Origin of the sequence: Bradyrhizobium sp. USDA 241 (assembly GCF_049739505.1) — a bacterium.
Taxonomy (GTDB): Bacteria; Pseudomonadota; Alphaproteobacteria; order Rhizobiales; family Xanthobacteraceae; genus Bradyrhizobium; species Bradyrhizobium liaoningense.
This window is the reverse complement of the sequence record NZ_JBMGPZ010000005.1, coordinates 3,926,789-3,941,122: the sequence shown is the minus strand read 5'-3', so window position 1 is coordinate 3,941,122 and position 14,334 is coordinate 3,926,789. Positions and strand designations below refer to the sequence as shown.

Annotated in this window: 12 protein-coding genes and 2 pseudogenes; 7 read left to right on the top strand and 7 right to left on the bottom strand. The window is 65.1% G+C overall.

Going from position 1 to position 14,334, the window contains the following annotated elements:
* Nucleotides 1-103: 103 nt before the first annotated feature.
* Complete coding sequence (locus ABIF91_RS40910; RefSeq protein ID WP_028178818.1) at nt 104-1,237, bottom strand: glycosyltransferase family 4 protein; 1,134 nt, start codon at nt 1,235-1,237, stop codon at nt 104-106.
* Between the two features lie 200 nt (nt 1,238-1,437).
* On the opposite strand from ABIF91_RS40910, the gene ABIF91_RS40905 reads away from it, so the two are divergent.
* On the top strand, nt 1,438-3,723 hold the full coding sequence (locus tag ABIF91_RS40905; RefSeq protein WP_028178819.1) for a GumC family protein: 2,286 nt from the start codon (nt 1,438-1,440) through the stop codon (nt 3,721-3,723).
* A 273-nt stretch (nt 3,724-3,996) separates the two neighbouring features.
* Here ABIF91_RS40905 and ABIF91_RS40900 read toward each other — a convergent pair whose 3' ends face one another.
* Nucleotides 3,997-5,178 carry a GNAT family N-acetyltransferase gene (locus ABIF91_RS40900; protein ID WP_028178820.1) on the bottom strand — a complete coding sequence of 394 codons (1,182 nt, stop codon included), beginning with the start codon at nt 5,176-5,178 and terminating at the stop codon, nt 3,997-3,999.
* A gap of 128 nt (nt 5,179-5,306) precedes the next feature.
* On the opposite strand from ABIF91_RS40900, the gene ABIF91_RS40895 reads away from it, so the two are divergent.
* Nucleotides 5,307-6,353, top strand: a complete 1,047-nt coding sequence (locus ABIF91_RS40895) for a polysaccharide deacetylase family protein (protein ID WP_028178821.1) — start codon at nt 5,307-5,309, stop codon at nt 6,351-6,353.
* On the opposite strand, the gene ABIF91_RS40890 is transcribed toward ABIF91_RS40895, so the two are convergent.
* Nucleotides 6,350-6,571: a DUF2842 domain-containing protein gene (locus ABIF91_RS40890; protein WP_028178822.1), complete on the bottom strand. Its 222-nt coding sequence runs from the start codon at nt 6,569-6,571 to the stop codon at nt 6,350-6,352. The genes ABIF91_RS40895 and ABIF91_RS40890 overlap by 4 nt on opposite strands.
* Before the next feature lie 93 nt (nt 6,572-6,664).
* On the opposite strand from ABIF91_RS40890, the gene ABIF91_RS40885 reads away from it, so the two are divergent.
* Nucleotides 6,665-7,747 (top strand): COX15/CtaA family protein, encoded by a 1,083-nt coding sequence (locus ABIF91_RS40885; RefSeq protein ID WP_028178823.1) that lies wholly within the window; start codon nt 6,665-6,667, stop codon nt 7,745-7,747.
* A 26-nt stretch (nt 7,748-7,773) separates the two neighbouring features.
* On the opposite strand, the gene ABIF91_RS40880 is transcribed toward ABIF91_RS40885, so the two are convergent.
* The 4 genes from ABIF91_RS40880 to ABIF91_RS40865 form a co-directional block, all read right to left on the bottom strand.
* Nucleotides 7,774-8,118, bottom strand: coding sequence for a hypothetical protein (locus ABIF91_RS40880; RefSeq protein WP_028178824.1), 345 nt, complete (start codon nt 8,116-8,118; stop codon nt 7,774-7,776).
* A 183-nt stretch (nt 8,119-8,301) separates the two neighbouring features.
* Nucleotides 8,302-9,582, bottom strand: a complete 1,281-nt coding sequence (locus tag ABIF91_RS40875; RefSeq protein ID WP_028178825.1) for an O-acetylhomoserine aminocarboxypropyltransferase — start codon at nt 9,580-9,582, stop codon at nt 8,302-8,304.
* Nucleotides 9,583-9,720: 138 nt separating this feature from the next.
* Nucleotides 9,721-10,305, bottom strand: coding sequence for a CoA-binding protein (locus ABIF91_RS40870; RefSeq protein WP_028178826.1), 585 nt, complete (start codon nt 10,303-10,305; stop codon nt 9,721-9,723).
* A 123-nt stretch (nt 10,306-10,428) separates the two neighbouring features.
* Complete coding sequence (locus ABIF91_RS40865) at nt 10,429-11,253, bottom strand: enoyl-CoA hydratase (RefSeq protein ID WP_028178827.1); 825 nt, start codon at nt 11,251-11,253, stop codon at nt 10,429-10,431.
* Between the two features lie 86 nt (nt 11,254-11,339).
* Between ABIF91_RS40865 and ABIF91_RS40860 the strand changes: the two are divergent.
* The 4 genes and pseudogenes from ABIF91_RS40860 to ABIF91_RS40845 all read left to right on the top strand — a co-directional run bounded on the left by ABIF91_RS40860 (nt 11,340) and on the right by ABIF91_RS40845 (nt 14,294).
* Nucleotides 11,340-11,743: pseudogene (locus ABIF91_RS40860) on the top strand (PaaI family thioesterase).
* A gap of 156 nt (nt 11,744-11,899) precedes the next feature.
* The gene (gene rplM / locus ABIF91_RS40855; RefSeq protein WP_018642440.1) at nt 11,900-12,364 is read left to right on the top strand and encodes a 50S ribosomal protein L13; all 465 of its coding nucleotides are present in this window, start codon (nt 11,900-11,902) and stop codon (nt 12,362-12,364) included.
* A gap of 1 nt (nt 12,365) precedes the next feature.
* Nucleotides 12,366-12,845 carry a 30S ribosomal protein S9 gene (rpsI, locus tag ABIF91_RS40850; RefSeq protein ID WP_028178828.1) on the top strand — a complete coding sequence of 160 codons (480 nt, stop codon included), beginning with the start codon at nt 12,366-12,368 and terminating at the stop codon, nt 12,843-12,845.
* A 229-nt stretch (nt 12,846-13,074) separates the two neighbouring features.
* A pseudogene (locus tag ABIF91_RS40845) lies at nt 13,075-14,294 on the top strand (diguanylate cyclase).
* Nucleotides 14,295-14,334 lie beyond the last annotated feature (40 nt).

Genomic DNA, 14,334 nt, shown 5'->3' with positions numbered 1-14,334 from the left:
TTCCAAAGCCCGCGGCACGGTCTTGCGCGCCCTGGGCAGGCATCCCCTGGCGCCTCGATTATCGAACAAATCGGAAGATTTTCTAAAGCGAGCTTAAGGATGGTTAATGATTGGCAAATGCGTCGCGATAGCCGGCGAGCACGCCCTCGACCATGGCGGCTTGCGAGAAATGTGCCGAGATGCGCTCGCGCAAGGACGTCGCGCGCTGTGCGGTCGTTTGCGGATCGTCCAGCGCCGCGGCGATCGCCTCCGCCATGGCCTCGGGATTGCTCGGTGCGAACAAAGCGGGGCTGTCGGAGCCGAAGATCTCGGGAATGCCGCCGATGCGTGACGCGATCATCGGAATACCGGCGGCACCCGCCTCGATCACCACGTAAGGCATGGAATCGCCGCGAGAGGGAACGACCAGCAGCCGCCCCTTGGAGAAGCCGTAGCGCGGCTTGACGTGGCCGATGAAGCGGATGGCGTCGGAGAGGCCCAGCCTCTCGACCTGCGCTTTCAACGCCGCCGTTTCCTCGCCGTCGCCGCCGAGCGTCAGCGTGACCTTCCTGCCGCCCGCATGCAGCTGCGCCACGGCATCGACCAGCAGATCCGCGCCCTTGATGTGCCTGAACTCGCCGACATAAGCGAGGTCGGTGGCATCGTCGGCCGTTACGACAGGCTCGAACTCCTCGGGAGTGACACCATTGAAGACGCAGCGTACCACGCCCTTGGGCGTGCCGACGATGCGTTGATAGGTGTCGCGGGCAAATGCGCTCTCGAACAGGAACAGGTCGGTCGAATCCATCAGCGCGCGCTCGAGCCGTGCGTAGAACTCGCCCTTGAAGGTGTTGAGGGGATAGTGCAGCGAACCGCCATGCGGGGTGTAGATGCGGATGGTGTCGTCGGAGCGCCGCCGCATGCGGATGAAGGCGCCGGCCTTGGCGCCGTGGCCGTGCATCACGTCGGGCTTGAGCGTGGCGATCAGGCGCCGCATGCGAAGCCATACCAGGACATCGTCGGGCGACGGCTCGCGGCGGATCGCGAGCCGGTGCACGCCGAGCTTCAGCCGAGGCGCGAGCTCGGCGAGCGCCTTGTCGGCGCGCTCCCCTCCGGTGAGGCTGTCGGCGAGAATGCCGACATGATGGCCGCGGTCGACCTGGCCGTTGGCGACGTCGAGGATGTGGCGGAAGATGCCCCCGACCGGAGCACGCACGGCGTGCAGGATGCGAAGTGGCCGGTCGGGAGAGGAGGACATGATCGAAACCAGCTCGACGGCGACTGCCGAACAATTCACGCGAAATAATCGTGAGGGATTAAGGGTCCTCGTGGTTAACAAACGGTGACGAACGCGCGTGGGCCGGCCGCGGCCGTCGCGATTAACCCAGCGGCAACCTTAATGGAGTGTAATCGCCCCGGTTGAGGTAGAGTCGCAGCGTTGCCCTGCGGGAGTGTTCGATGCGTTTAGCGTTCTGGCGTGACAGCAAGGCCAAGGCGGTGATCGAGCGGGCAGTCTCGAAGTCCAGACCCAAGCCTGCGCCCAAGGTCGAGGCCAAGGTCGAGCCCAAGATCGAAGCCGAGGTTGAAGCGGGCCCTGCGCCCGTCGCCGCGAAGCAGGCACAAGTCGAATCCGGCGACATCGATCTGCGCGCGCTTGGAGCGGCATTGGCGCGCAAGCGCAGCTGGATCATCGTGCCAACGGTGCTGGCGCTCGTTGCGTCCCTCGCTGTCGTCAATCTCGTCACGCCGCGCTACAAGTCTGAAGCCCGCATCCTGATCGATGGCCGCGAGAACGTGTTCCTGCGCCCGAACAGCGACCGCACCGAGGAGCGGCAGGCGCTCGACGCCGAGGCCGTCACCAGCCAGGTGCAGCTGGTGTTGTCGCGCGATCTCGCGCGGGAGATCATCAAGAAGAACAAGCTCGCGGAACGCCCCGAATTCGACCCGGTGCTGCAAGGCGTCTCGCCTCTGAAGTCGCTTGCCGCGCTCATCGGTATCGCCCGCGATCCGTTCTCGATGACGCCGGAAGAGCGCGTGCTCGACGCCTATTACGAACGCCTCCAGGCCTACGCGGTCGACAAGTCGCGCGTGATCGTGATCGAATTCCAGTCCGCCGATCCCGAGCTCGCCGCCCGCGTCGCCAATTCGATCGCCGACGGCTATCTCGTGCTCCAGCAGGGCGTGCGCCAGGAGCAGGCCAAGAACGCCAGCCAATGGCTGGCCGGCGAGATCGAGAGCCTGCGCAAGAAGGTCTCGGAGGCCGAGGCGAGGGTCGAGGACTTCCGTTCCAAGTCGAGCCTGTTCGTCGGGACCAACAACACCACGCTGTCGAACCAGCAGATGGGCGAGGTGAACACCCAGCTCAACAATGCGCGCTCGATGAAGGCGGATGCGGAATCCAAGGCCCGGCTGATCAAGGAGATGCTCCAGACCGGCAAGCCGATCGAGGCATCCGAGGTCGTGAATTCCGAATTAATGCGCCGGCTGTCGGAGCAGAGGGTGACCCTGCGCGCTCAGCTCGCCGAACAGTCATCCACGCTGCTCGGCAATCATCCGCGGATCAAGGAGCTGAAGGCGCAGCTTGGCGATCTCGACAATCAAATCCGCGACGAAGCGGCCAAGATCTCGCGCTCGCTCGAAAACGACGCCCGGATCGCCAGCGGCCGGGTCGATGGCCTGACCGTGAGCCTCGAGCAGCTCAAGAAGCAGGCGGCCTCGACCAACGGTCAGGATGTCCAGCTCCGCGCCCTGGAGCGCGAAGCCAAGGCGCAGCGCGACCTGCTCGAGACCTATCTGGCCAAGTATCGCGAAGCCAATACCCGCGAAACCATCGATACCGCGCCGACGGACGGCCGCATCATCTCGCGCGCCATGGTCTCGAATACGCCGGCCTATCCGAAGAAGCTGCCGATCGTGCTGATCGCGACCATCGCGACGCTGCTGCTGTCGTCCGGTGTCGTCGTCACCGGTGAGCTCTTGCGTCAGACTGCGCCGCGCGCGGCCGCCGTGTTCACGCCGGCGGCGGTTCGGCGGGAGCCGGCGGTGGCTCGGCGAGAATTGGTGGTGGAGCCGGTCGTCGAACCCGTCACGGAAGAGCCGGCGCCGCTTCAGCCGGAGATCACGGCCGATGCCGGTGTGGCGGAGTTCGCCGAGATCGAGCACCTCGCCGACCGCCTGCGTGCCGCGGGCGCGGCGGCGAAAAAGGTCACGGTGCTCGGCACGGCGCCCGGCGAAGCCATCACGCTGTCGACGTTGACGCTCGCCCGGCACCTGGCGCGCGATGCCCGCGTCGTCGTCGTCGATCTCGCCGCAGCCTCGCCGACGATTGCCGCGGTCTCCGTCGATGCGTCGGCGCCGGGCCTCGCCGAGCTGATGCAGGGCGAAGCCTCGTTCGCCCAGATCATCACCCGCGACAAGCTCTCGCGGCTGCATCTGGTCATGGCCGGCCGCCCCGGCTTCGACCGCAGCCTGTTGCAATCGCCGCGCGTGGCGCTCGCGATCGACGCGCTGCTGCGCGCCTACGACCACGTGCTGGTCGATGCCGGCAGCGCCTCCGATCTTCCGGCCGAACTGCTGACGGCGCATGCCCGCGCCGTCGTGGTGCCCGACGCGTCGATGGCCGCTGATGCCCGCACGCTGATGTGCGAGCAGCTGAGGGAGGTCGGCTTCAGCGAGGTGACGATGCTGAGCAAGCCGGTGCAGCCGTCAAATGCGATGGAAGCGCCGCGCGTCGTGGCGGCGTAGTTTTTCTTTCCCTCTCCCCTTGCGGGAGAGGGTGTCTCGCCGCGTAGCGGCGAGACGGGTGAGGGGTATCTTTCCACGAGTCTGGAATCGTAGGGTGGGCAAAGGCGCACTTGCGCCGTGCCCACCCCATTCCAGCGGTTTTCGACAGACGTGGTGGGCACGCTTCGCTTTGCCCACCCTACGATATCTGTGTTCGCGGAGAGATACCCCTCATCCGGCGCTTCGCGCGCCCTTCTCCCGCAAGGGGAGAAGGGAAGCCAGCTCGCGAGTTCTTTATCCGAACGCCTGCCGCAGCCGTCGGGCCATATCGAACAGCATCTGGTTCTGCTTCACCAGCCGCTTGCCGTGGCTGAGCGAGGACATCGCCATCGCCGCGAGCTTGCCGCGGGAGGTCAGGGGCACGAAGCTGTCGAAAATGTCCTCGTCGTCCTTGCAGAACATTCGCTTGTACTCGTCCGAGCCGATGCCGAGGTCGAGCGAGCGGTAGCCGTATTCGGCACAGCGATCGATGATGTAGCGCATCAGGATCAGGCCCGGGCTGTAGTGGGCGTGCTCGGACATCGTGTAGGTGTTGAACATCATCGAGAAGCGCTCGCCGTCGGCGACGCCGGCGAAGATCGCGATCACCTCCTCGTCGCATTCCAGCGCATGGATGTCGATGACGCGGCCTCCATCGCGCGGCGCAAGGCAGGCGCTGCGGACGAACTGTTCGACGCCGGGCTCGGCGAAGACATTCGGGAGCTTCTGTTCCGCCATCCGCACCGGCTTGACGCGGAAGAACCAGTCGAGCAGGCGGGTGATGTCCGCGTCGGACGTGGCCAGGTGATAGCGATAGCCGGCGAGTGACTGAAGCTTCTTTTCCTTGCTCTTGAGGCGGCGACGGAGCGAATTGCTGATCCGCGATGCCGGCGGGCCGCCAGGCTCCATCACCAGCCGCGGACAGCCGTTGATCGCGCTCTGTCGCGGCAGTAGTGCAAACGGGTTCTGCTGGTCGTGCCAGCGCTGCGGCTGCTGCGTCAGCACGAGCACGTCGAGATGCTCTCGCAGCGGCGCAAGCAGTGCGTCGAGATCGGTGATGCCGGCCTGCGCCGCGAACTCGGCGTTCCACAGGCCCATGTTGAAGGTCGTATGCTTGCCGCCCATGAAGCAGGCCGTGCGCACGCCGTGGCTTTGGCGTTGCGAGAGCGGCAGCAGCAGCAGCGGGCGGCGCTCGGCGTCGCGGGCAATCACGATGAACGGCCGAGCGCCTTCATGGGCGCCGACCAGGCGTTGCCACGGGCTGAGCAGGTCGAAGCGTTGGTAGGGCGTGAAGAGATGGCCGTTCGCCTCGAAGGCACGCCAGATCGCCTCGGCCTCGGCGAGATCGGTAACGATATCGACCTGCGCGATACGGCTCGCTTTCGACCGCGCTGGCGCTTCTGCCGTCCGGCTTTGCATCGCCGCAGCCATGGTCATTCGCGAAACCTGTCGAGAAATCGAAAATACGTATTTCGGCCTGTGGCCGACCTTTGCAAACAAAGGTCAACAAAGGGTAATGACGATGGGAGAGGGAACAGGGGCCGGCGAGCGCGAAGGGTGGGAATTTGGCAGCCAACGACAGATGGCTGGAACGGCTGCGCCTCGAACTGGCCTGGTTCACTGGCCGGGCCATGCTGCACAGTCGCGGTGCCGGCGTCATCCTGCGCTTTGCGCATGTGCGGCCGCGGCGGCGCGGATTTCAGCCGTTGCGCGCGAACGAGATCACGCCGCAATTTCTTGATCGCGCGATTCGCGCGCTGAAGCGGTGGAGGTACGATTTTCTCGGCATGGACGAGGTCTGCCGGCGCGCCGTGACGCTGCCGGAGAAGCGTCGTTTCGTGGCGCTGACCTTCGATGGTGCGCCCAAGGATCTCATCAACTTCGCCTATCCGGTGCTGACGCGCCATGCCGTGGCTTTCACGATCTATGTCCCCACCGCATTTCCCGACGGCGTCGGCGAAGCCTGGTGGCTCGGTCTCGAACAGGTGATCGCGCGCGAGAGCCGGATCAGCCTGATGATGGGCGACAGGGAGCAGCGTTTCACCGTCCCCGACAATGCCGAGAAGCGGGCGCTGTTTTCGTATCTCGAGAGCTGGCTGCGCTCGTTGCCGCCCGCGGAGCTGTCGGCTGCGATCGCCGATCTCTGCACGCGCTACAGGATCGACCTTGCTGCGGTCTCGCGCGAGGCGTCGATGGATTGGGAGGACCTGGCGCAGCTGGCCGCCGATCCGCTCGTGACGATCGGCAGCGCGACCGTCGACTATCCCGTTCTCGCCAACATGAAAGATGCCGCCGCGCTGCGCGAGATGACGATGGGCAAGGCCGTCGCGGAAGCGGCTTTCAGCCGCGAGATCAGGCATTTCGCTTTCCCGTTCGGCGATCGCTCTTCGTTTCGGCGCAGCCACGTCGTGATGGCGGAGGAGGCCGGATTTGCCAGCGCAGTGTCGACGATCCCGGGCATCGTGGACGCAGAGGGGCGCACCAATCTGCGCGCGCTGCCGCGGATTTCCTGGGACGGACGAGTGCGTTCGCTGCGGATGATGCGCGTGCTGGCATCGGGTGTCGCCTTTGCGCCGGTGAAACCGACGGGCAGCGCGATGGGCCAGACTTAACGCGTGGACTTGACGCGGTCGGGCCGCTGCATCCAGCTCACGATCGGCATCGCGGGCAGCACCCAGCCCATGCCGACCACGACATAGTAGATCGCCTGCCGCCAGCCGGACTCGGCGATCCACGGCATCTGCGCGGCCGCCATCCCGAGCAGGGCCCAGACGGTGGCCAGCACCAGGAGCAGGATGGCGCCGAGGAACTTGCGGGTGCGGATCGTCATGGCGGGAGCTTGCTGCTTTCGCGTAACTTGCACTGAGGGAGCGGGGGACTATAAGGGGCACGCAGTCCGGTTCAAGCTTGGTTTTTGCCCCGAATGACGACGATTTCCACCCCGTCCGAGCCGCATCGCGCCGTGCGCTGGTGGCTGATCGCCGTGGCTGCGCTGATCGCACTGATGGTGCTGGTCGGTGGCGCGACGCGGCTGACGGAATCCGGCCTCTCGATCGTCGAATGGAAGCCGGTCACGGGCAGTGTTCCGCCGCTCTCGGAGGCGCAGTGGGTTGAAGCATTCGAGGCCTACAAGAAGATCCCGCAATACCGCGAGCTCAACGCCGGCATGAGCCTGTCCGAGTTCAAGGAGATCTTCTGGTGGGAGTGGAGCCACCGGCTGCTCGGGCGTTTCATCGGTATCGCTTATCTCTTGCCGTTCCTGTTCTTCCTCTGGCGCGGCGGCCTGTCGGGCGAGTTGAAGCGGCGGCTGTGGCTGCTGTTCGCGCTCGGCGGTCTGCAGGGGGCGGTCGGCTGGTGGATGGTCGCCTCGGGCCTGACCGAGCGGGTCGAGGTCTCGCAATACCGGCTGGCGACACATCTGGTGCTCGCACTTCTGATCTTCGCCGGGATCGTCTGGACGGTGCGGCGGCTCAAGGAGCGGCCGCAGATCTCAGCGCCCGCGAGGCTGCGGCTCACGAGCGCGCTGCTTCTCGTCGTGACCTTCGTGCAGATCTATTTCGGCGCGCTGGTCGCGGGCCTGCGCGCCGGGCGCGCCTACAACACCTGGCCGCAGATCGACGGCGCGTTCATCCCGTCGGCGGAGCGGTTGTGGTTCGAGACGCCGTGGTGGCGCAACATGTTCGACAATGTGCTGACCGTGCAGTTCGAGCACCGCATGACCGCCTATCTGCTGTTCGCGCTGGCGGCGCTGCACGCAATCGACGCGGTGCGCTCGCGCGCAGGGTCGGCGGCGAGCGGCGCGCTGTGGCTGTTTGCGGCAGTGAGCCTGCAGGCGGTGCTCGGCATCCTCACGCTTCTCAACCAGGTGCCGATCGATCTCGCGCTCGCCCACCAGGCGGTCGCGATGGTGGTGTTGACGCTTGCGGTGATGCAGGTCGAACGGCTGGCGCCGCGACAATCAGCGCAGGCACAGCCGCGCGCAGTTCCGGTCAGTCAGCCCGGCTGATCACCATCGGCCCGGCTGATCAGAGATCAGCAATAGCCGTAAACGCCGCACGCGTAGGGCAGGCGCCAGAAATAATCGACCTGTTTCCCGCCGTAATACGCGCCCTGATAATCGTAGCTCCAGGGGCGGCCGTAATAGCCCGGCAGCGCCTGGGAGCCCGGCAGCAGCGGCGTGCCCGGCAGGTTGCGGATGTAGCTGCCGATGCCATAGGCCGGCGAGATCAGCGCATCCGGATCGGTTTCGACATAGACCTGCGGCGGATCCTGCGGCGGCACGGCGGCGCGCCGCTTCGGTGTGGCCGGCAGATCGGCGGCCAGCGCGCCTGAAACCGTCAGCATCGCCGCAAGGGCAGGCACCATCCAGCGCAGCATCGTCGGCTCCGAATCAAAAGGGGCGATCCAAGGACGATGTATGGGGCAGATGTGGTTAATGACTGTTAACCGAGTCAAGTCATTCCGGGGCGGTCCGTAGGACCGAACCCGGAATCTCGAGATGACCAGACAATATCGAGATTCCGGTTCGGTGCTTTGCACCGCCCCGGAACGACTCCAAGTTCAAGCTCCCAGCGCCTGTTCCAGATCGGCGATCAGGTCTTCCTTGTCCTCGATGCCGACCGAGAGCCGCACCACGTCGGGGCCGGCGCCGGACTTGATCTTGGCGGCGTCGTCGAGCTGGCTGTGCGTGGTCGAGGCCGGATGGATCACCAGCGAGCGGGTGTCGCCGACATTGGCCAGATGCGAGAACAGCTGCAGTTTCGACACCAGGCTGACGCCGGCGTCATAGCCGCCCTTCAAGCTGAAGGTGAACACCGCGCCGGCGCCCTTCGGCGCATATTTGCGGGCGAGCTGGTTGTACTTGTCGCTCGGAAGGCCGGCATAGCTGACCGAGGCGACCGCCGGGTGGCCGGCGAGGAATTCGGCGACCGCCTTGGCGTTGTCGCAGTGTCTCTGCATGCGCAGCGGCAGCGTCTCGATTCCCGTGAGGATCATGAATGCGTTGAAGGGCGACAGCGCCGGTCCGAGATCGCGCAGGCCGAGCACGCGGCAGGCGATCGCGAAGGCGAAATTGCCGAAGGTCTCCTGGAGGCGGATGCCGTGATATTCGGGGCGCGGCTCCGACAGCATGGGATATTTGCCGCCCGTGGACCAGTCGAAGGTGCCGGCGTCGACGATGATGCCGCCGAGCGAGTTGCCGTGGCCGCCCAGGAATTTCGTCAGCGAGTGCACGACGATGTCGGCGCCGTGGTCGATCGGGCGGATCAAATAGGGCGAAGCCAGCGTGTTGTCGACGATCAACGGCACGCCTGCCTTGCGCGCGACCGTCGAGATCGCCTCGATGTCGGTGATGCTGCCGGCGGGGTTGGCGATGGACTCGATGAAGATCGCTTTCGTGCGCGGCGTCACCGCGCGCTCGAAGCTTGAGATGTCATCGGGATCGGCCCACACCACATTCCAGCCGAAACTCTTGAAGGCGTGCGTGAACTGGTTGATCGAGCCGCCATAGAGCTTTCGCGCGGCGATGAACTCGTCGCCGGGCTGCAGCAATTGCTGCAATACCACGACCTGCGCGGCATGGCCCGAGGCCACTGCGAGAGCGGCCGTGCCGCCTTCAAGCGCGGCGACGCGCTCTTCGAGCACGGCATTGGTCGGGTTGCCGATGCGGGTATAGATGTTGCCGAACGCCTGCAGCCCGAACAGCGAGGCGGCATGGTCGGCGTCGTTGAAGACGAAGGACGTCGTCTGATAGATCGGCGTTGCGCGCGCACCGGTGGTGGGGTCGGGCTGCGCACCGGCATGCACGGCAAGAGTCGAAAATCCCGGAAGGCGATCGCTCATTTGGGCGTCCTGTTTCTCGTTGTCTGAAATCGCGCGGCATGCTGATCGGCGCCGCGCTCGCCGTCAAGGCGCGGCTTCACATCGGAATGATCGTGCTGCGCATTGTCGCGTTCGCGAAAGAAATCCTTCGCAACTGCGTCAGCTCTGTTCGCTCTTGTTTTTCGCGGCGCGATCCGATGCCGCGGTATCGCCGCCGCCGACACTCATCCGATTGAGGGATAGCCGCATGCCCTGCGTCGGTGCCGGCGCCCGCTTCGAACTGAGCGTGCGCGAATTCACGCCCATCCAGGAGATTTCGGACGACAGCCGGCCATACTCGATCTTCGGGCAGCGGTTCATGACCACCTTGATGCCGACCGACTCCGCCTTTGCCGCCGCGGCCTCGTCGCGCGCGCCGAGTTGCATCCAGATCACCTTCGGCAGCGGATCGAGCGTGAGCGCCTCTTCGACGACAGGCATGATGTGGCTGGAATTGCGAAAGATGTCGATCATGTCGACGGGACGGCCGAGGTCGGAGAGCGAGGCGACGAACGGCTTTCCGAGCAGCTCCTTGCCGACATGGCCGGGGTTGATCGGGATCATGTCGTAACCGCGCTGCGCCAGAAATTTGAACGCGAAATAACTCGGCCGCACGTTGACCGGCGAGGCGCCGACCATCGCGATCGATTTCACGCTGTTGAGGATGCCGCGGATATAATTGTCCGGATAGGCGTCGTGGTTCATGTTTTTCTTTCTCTGACCCTCATGGTGAGGAGCGCGGCACGCGCGTCTCGAACCATGAAGCCGCAGTCGGGCCTCTATCCTTCGAGACGCCGCGTTCCGCGGCTGCTCAGGACGAAGAGTTGACTATTCATCCCGCCATGTCGGCGTGCGCTTCTCGATGAAGGCGCCGATGCCTTCCTCGGCGTCGCGCGCCATCATGTTCTCGGTCATCACCTCTGCCGCATAGCGATAGGCGTCTGCAAGGCTCATCTCGGCCTGGCGGTAGAACGCCTCCTTGCCGAGCTTGATCGTGTAGGCGGATTTCAACGCGACCTTCTGCGCCAATGCGATCGCGGCCTCGCGCTCGGTGCCGGCGGGGACGACGCGATTGACGAGCCCGATCTCGCGGGCACGCACGGCCGGAATCGGCTCGCCCGTCAGCAGCATCTCCATCGCCTGCTTGCGCGGCACGTTGCGCGACAGCGCCACCATCGGCGTCGAGCAGAACAGGCCGATGTCGACGCCAGGCGTCGCAAAGCTCGCCGCCTCGGAGGCGATCGCGAGATCGCAGCTCGCGACGAACTGGCAGCCGGCCGCGGTCGCGATGCCCTGGACGGCGGCGACCACCGGCTTTGGCAGGTGCACGATCGCCTGCATCATCGCACTACAGGCATTCATCATCTCGGCGAAGAAGGCGCGGCCGCGATCCGGATCGGTGCGGCGTGCGGTGAGCTCCTTCATGTCGTGGCCGGCGGAGAATGCGGGACCGTTGGCCGCGATCACCACGCCGCGGACGGCCTTGTCGTCGCGGATCTCATTGAGCTCGGCATGCAGGCTCGCGATCATCGCCTCCGACAGGCTGTTGCGTGCGGCCGGGCGGTTGAGCGTCAGGACCGCGATGCTGCCGATCGTTTCGCGCAGCAGGATCTGTGGTTGCGGGGAGGGGGCGCGGGCAACCTGGACGGACATTGACGCGATTTCCGCTAAATAATTGCAATTGGATGACGCAGATAACTTAATGTAACAGCACAAGCGAAGCGAGGGTGGGGAACGGCATGGCGGTAGCGAAAATGAGCGTGGCGGAGCTCGAGCTGTTCCTCCGTGATGAATTTCCCCAGGCCTTCAGCGGTGACGACATTACGATCGAGAGCGCGGACGGCCAGACCTGCCTCCTGCGCCAGCGCTTGGAACCGTGTCGGGCCCGACGCTGATGGCGCTCGCCGATTTCGCGATGTACGTGGTGCTTTTGTCGGCGATCGGGCCGATCGGGCTCGCGGTCACCACCAATCTCAACATCAATTTCCTGCGCAAGGGCCAGCCCGGGCAGGACGTGCTGGCGGAGGCGCGCCTGCTCAAGCTCGGCAAGCGCCTCGCAGTCGGGGAAGTGAACCTGCTGTCGGGGACCTCACCCGACCCGATTGCCCATGTCACCTCCACCTATTCCATTCCAAATGTTTGATGTTTTCGCAGGTAATATAGCACCATATTTATAAGTGATTGATTTAACGAATGTAATTTACGTCTTCGGGCATTGACCGTTGCGCGTCTCTTCTCTAGAAAACCGCGCAGTCCGGTGCGGTGTTCGCGCCGATGTCTCCCTCACGGAAATTCTGACATGAAAACCTTTTCGGCAAAGCCGGCCGAGGTGACGAAGAAGTGGGTGCTGATCGACGCCAAGGGTCTGGTCGTCGGCCGTCTCGCCACCATCGTCGCCATGCGGCTCCGCGGCAAGCACCTCCCGACCTACACCCCGCACGTCGATTGCGGCGACAACGTCATCATCATCAACGCGCAGCATGCGGTCCTCACCGGTCGCAAGCGCGAGCAGAAGACCTACTACAAGCACACCGGCTATGTCGGCCACGTCAAGGAGCGCACTGCGCGCCAGATTCTCGAGGGCCGTCATCCCGAGCGCGTGCTCGAGAAGGCCGTCGAGCGCATGATCCCGCGTGGTCCGCTCGGCCGCGTGCAGATGGGCAACCTCCGCGTCTACGGCGGGGCCGATCATCCGCACGAGGCGCAGCAGCCCGAGAAGATCGATATCGCCAAGTTGAACCGCAAGAACACGAGGGCCGCATAACATGGCCGAATCCATCCAGTCGCTCGACCAGCTCTCGCAGCTCAAGACGGCGGCAGCGCCCGAGGCGCCCAAGCACGAGAAGAAGGTCGACAAGTTCAACCGCGCCTATGCCACCGGCAAGCGCAAGGACGCGGTCGCCCGCGTCTGGATCAAGCCGGGTGCCGGCAAGGTCACCGTCAACTCGCGCGAGGTCGAGGTCTATTTCGCCCGTCCCGTGCTGCGCATGATGATCGAGCAGCCGTTCTCGGTGGCTCAGCGTTCGGGCCAGTACGACGTGATCTGCACCGTCGCCGGCGGCGGCCTGTCCGGCCAGGCCGGCGCGGTCCGTCACGGCATCTCCAAGGCGCTCACCTATTTCGAGCCGGAGCTGCGCGGCGTGCTCAAGAAGGGCGGCTTCCTCACCCGCGACTCGCGCGTGGTCGAGCGCAAGAAGTACGGCAAGGCCAAGGCCCGCCGTTCCTTCCAGTTCTCGAAGCGTTAATCGCTTTTGTCACATTCGCCGCGAAAGCGGCTTCAATGAGATGCAAAAGGGCGCTGATTTCAGCGCCCTTTTTGCTGTTCGTTTGTATGCAAATTGACGGCGTGTTTCCTGAAAACTTGGGCACCGGCGAAAACCTGAATGGAACCCGCCAGACATAGCGTCGCATTCGGAAGGGCGCGCAAATCGGATGTGCCGATCGCGTAACTGCTATGTTCTAGAGGGGGCCGACATGATGTCGCTCGATAGCATCACGCTCTATTTGGTCGCCACCATGGTTGCCGCACTGCTCGGCGCCATGATGGTGTTTTTCGGCAAGCAGGAGAACAGCCCCGCGCTGAAATGGTGGGGCACCGCCTATCTGCTCGGTGCCGCCTCGGTCGCGCTGTGGACCGCGGCGGGCGACAGGCTGGGTCCCCATATTTACCTTGCGCTGAACGCCGTCGGTTTCGTCGCCTGCGGCATGGTGTGGAATGCGGCGCGCGTCTTCCACGGCCGCAAGCCGAACTGGCCTGGTCTCGTGCTTGGTGCGCTCGCCTGGGTCACTGCTGCGACGCTGCTCGATCCCGCCGCGTCCATGCTGCGGATGCTTCTCGGCGCAGGTATCGTCTCGATCTATGCGGCGCTGACCGCGAGCGAGCTCTGGGTCGAGCGGCGCAAGAGCCTGCAACGGCGCTGGCCCGCCTTCGTGGTGCCGGTGATGCACGGCTGCGTGTTGATGCTGCCGATCCTGATCGGCAGCTTCCTGCGTCCGCACGACGCTGGCTTTTCATCGAGCATCTGGGTGACCGTGTTCGCGGTCGAGCTCGTGCTCTACGCCGTCGGCACCGTGTTCGTGATCTTCATGCTGGTGTCGGAGCGCACCGTCACCGCGCACCGGACCGCGGCGTCCACCGATCCTTTGACCGGCATGCTCAACCGCCGCGGCTTCTCGGAAGCCTGCGCGCGCGTGATCGAGCGCGAGGCCAAGGCCGGGCGGCCCGTGACCGTGATGATCTTCGACATCGACCACTTCAAGTCGATCAACGATCGCTTCGGCCATCCCGCCGGCGACGAGATGCTGAATTGTTCTCCACCGTCGTCGTCAGCAACTTGCGCATCTCCGACCTCTCGGGCCGCATCGGCGGCGAGGAGTTCGCCGCGCTCCTGCCGTGTTCGCTGGAGGAGGGTGTGCTGGTCGCCGAGCGCGTGCGCGAAGCGTTCGAGACCTCCGGCGTCGTGGTCGACGAGGGCCCGGTCGACACCACGGTCAGCATCGGTGTCGCCGGCGGTCCGGCCGGCACCGAGCTCGAAGTGCTGCTGGCCTCGGCCGACACCGCGCTCTACCAGGCCAAGCGCGGCGGCCGTAACCGCGTCGAGGCGGCCGAGGAGCTACCACTGTCGCTGGAGAACTGGCGCCGCCAGAGCGCGGCACGGATCGGCGTGCCGCAGGCGCGTCCGGCCACCGCCTGATCGTAGGGGCCTTGCGGTAATCCTCTGTTTACCGTTCGAT

Bases quoted from the DNA above. Each gene is read 5' to 3' on its own strand.
- ABIF91_RS40890 (WP_028178822.1), bottom strand. From the start codon at position 6,571: ATGACGATCCGCACCCGCAAGTTCCTCGGCGCCATCCTGCTCCTGGTG.
- rpsI (WP_028178828.1), top strand. From the start codon at position 12,366: ATGGCCGAATCCATCCAGTCGCTCGACCAGCTCTCGCAGCTCAAGACG.
- ABIF91_RS40870 (WP_028178826.1), bottom strand. From the start codon at position 10,305: ATGAACCACGACGCCTATCCGGACAATTATATCCGCGGCATCCTCAAC.
- ABIF91_RS40880 (WP_028178824.1), bottom strand. From the start codon at position 8,118: ATGCTGCGCTGGATGGTGCCTGCCCTTGCGGCGATGCTGACGGTTTCA.
- ABIF91_RS40905 (WP_028178819.1), top strand. From the start codon at position 1,438: ATGCGTTTAGCGTTCTGGCGTGACAGCAAGGCCAAGGCGGTGATCGAG.
- ABIF91_RS40875 (WP_028178825.1), bottom strand. From the start codon at position 9,582: ATGAGCGATCGCCTTCCGGGATTTTCGACTCTTGCCGTGCATGCCGGT.
- ABIF91_RS40910 (WP_028178818.1), bottom strand. From the start codon at position 1,237: ATGTCCTCCTCTCCCGACCGGCCACTTCGCATCCTGCACGCCGTGCGT.
- ABIF91_RS40900 (WP_028178820.1), bottom strand. From the start codon at position 5,178: ATGACCATGGCTGCGGCGATGCAAAGCCGGACGGCAGAAGCGCCAGCG.
- rplM (WP_018642440.1), top strand. From the start codon at position 11,900: ATGAAAACCTTTTCGGCAAAGCCGGCCGAGGTGACGAAGAAGTGGGTG.
- ABIF91_RS40865 (WP_028178827.1), bottom strand. From the start codon at position 11,253: ATGTCCGTCCAGGTTGCCCGCGCCCCCTCCCCGCAACCACAGATCCTG.
- ABIF91_RS40885 (WP_028178823.1), top strand. From the start codon at position 6,665: ATGACGACGATTTCCACCCCGTCCGAGCCGCATCGCGCCGTGCGCTGG.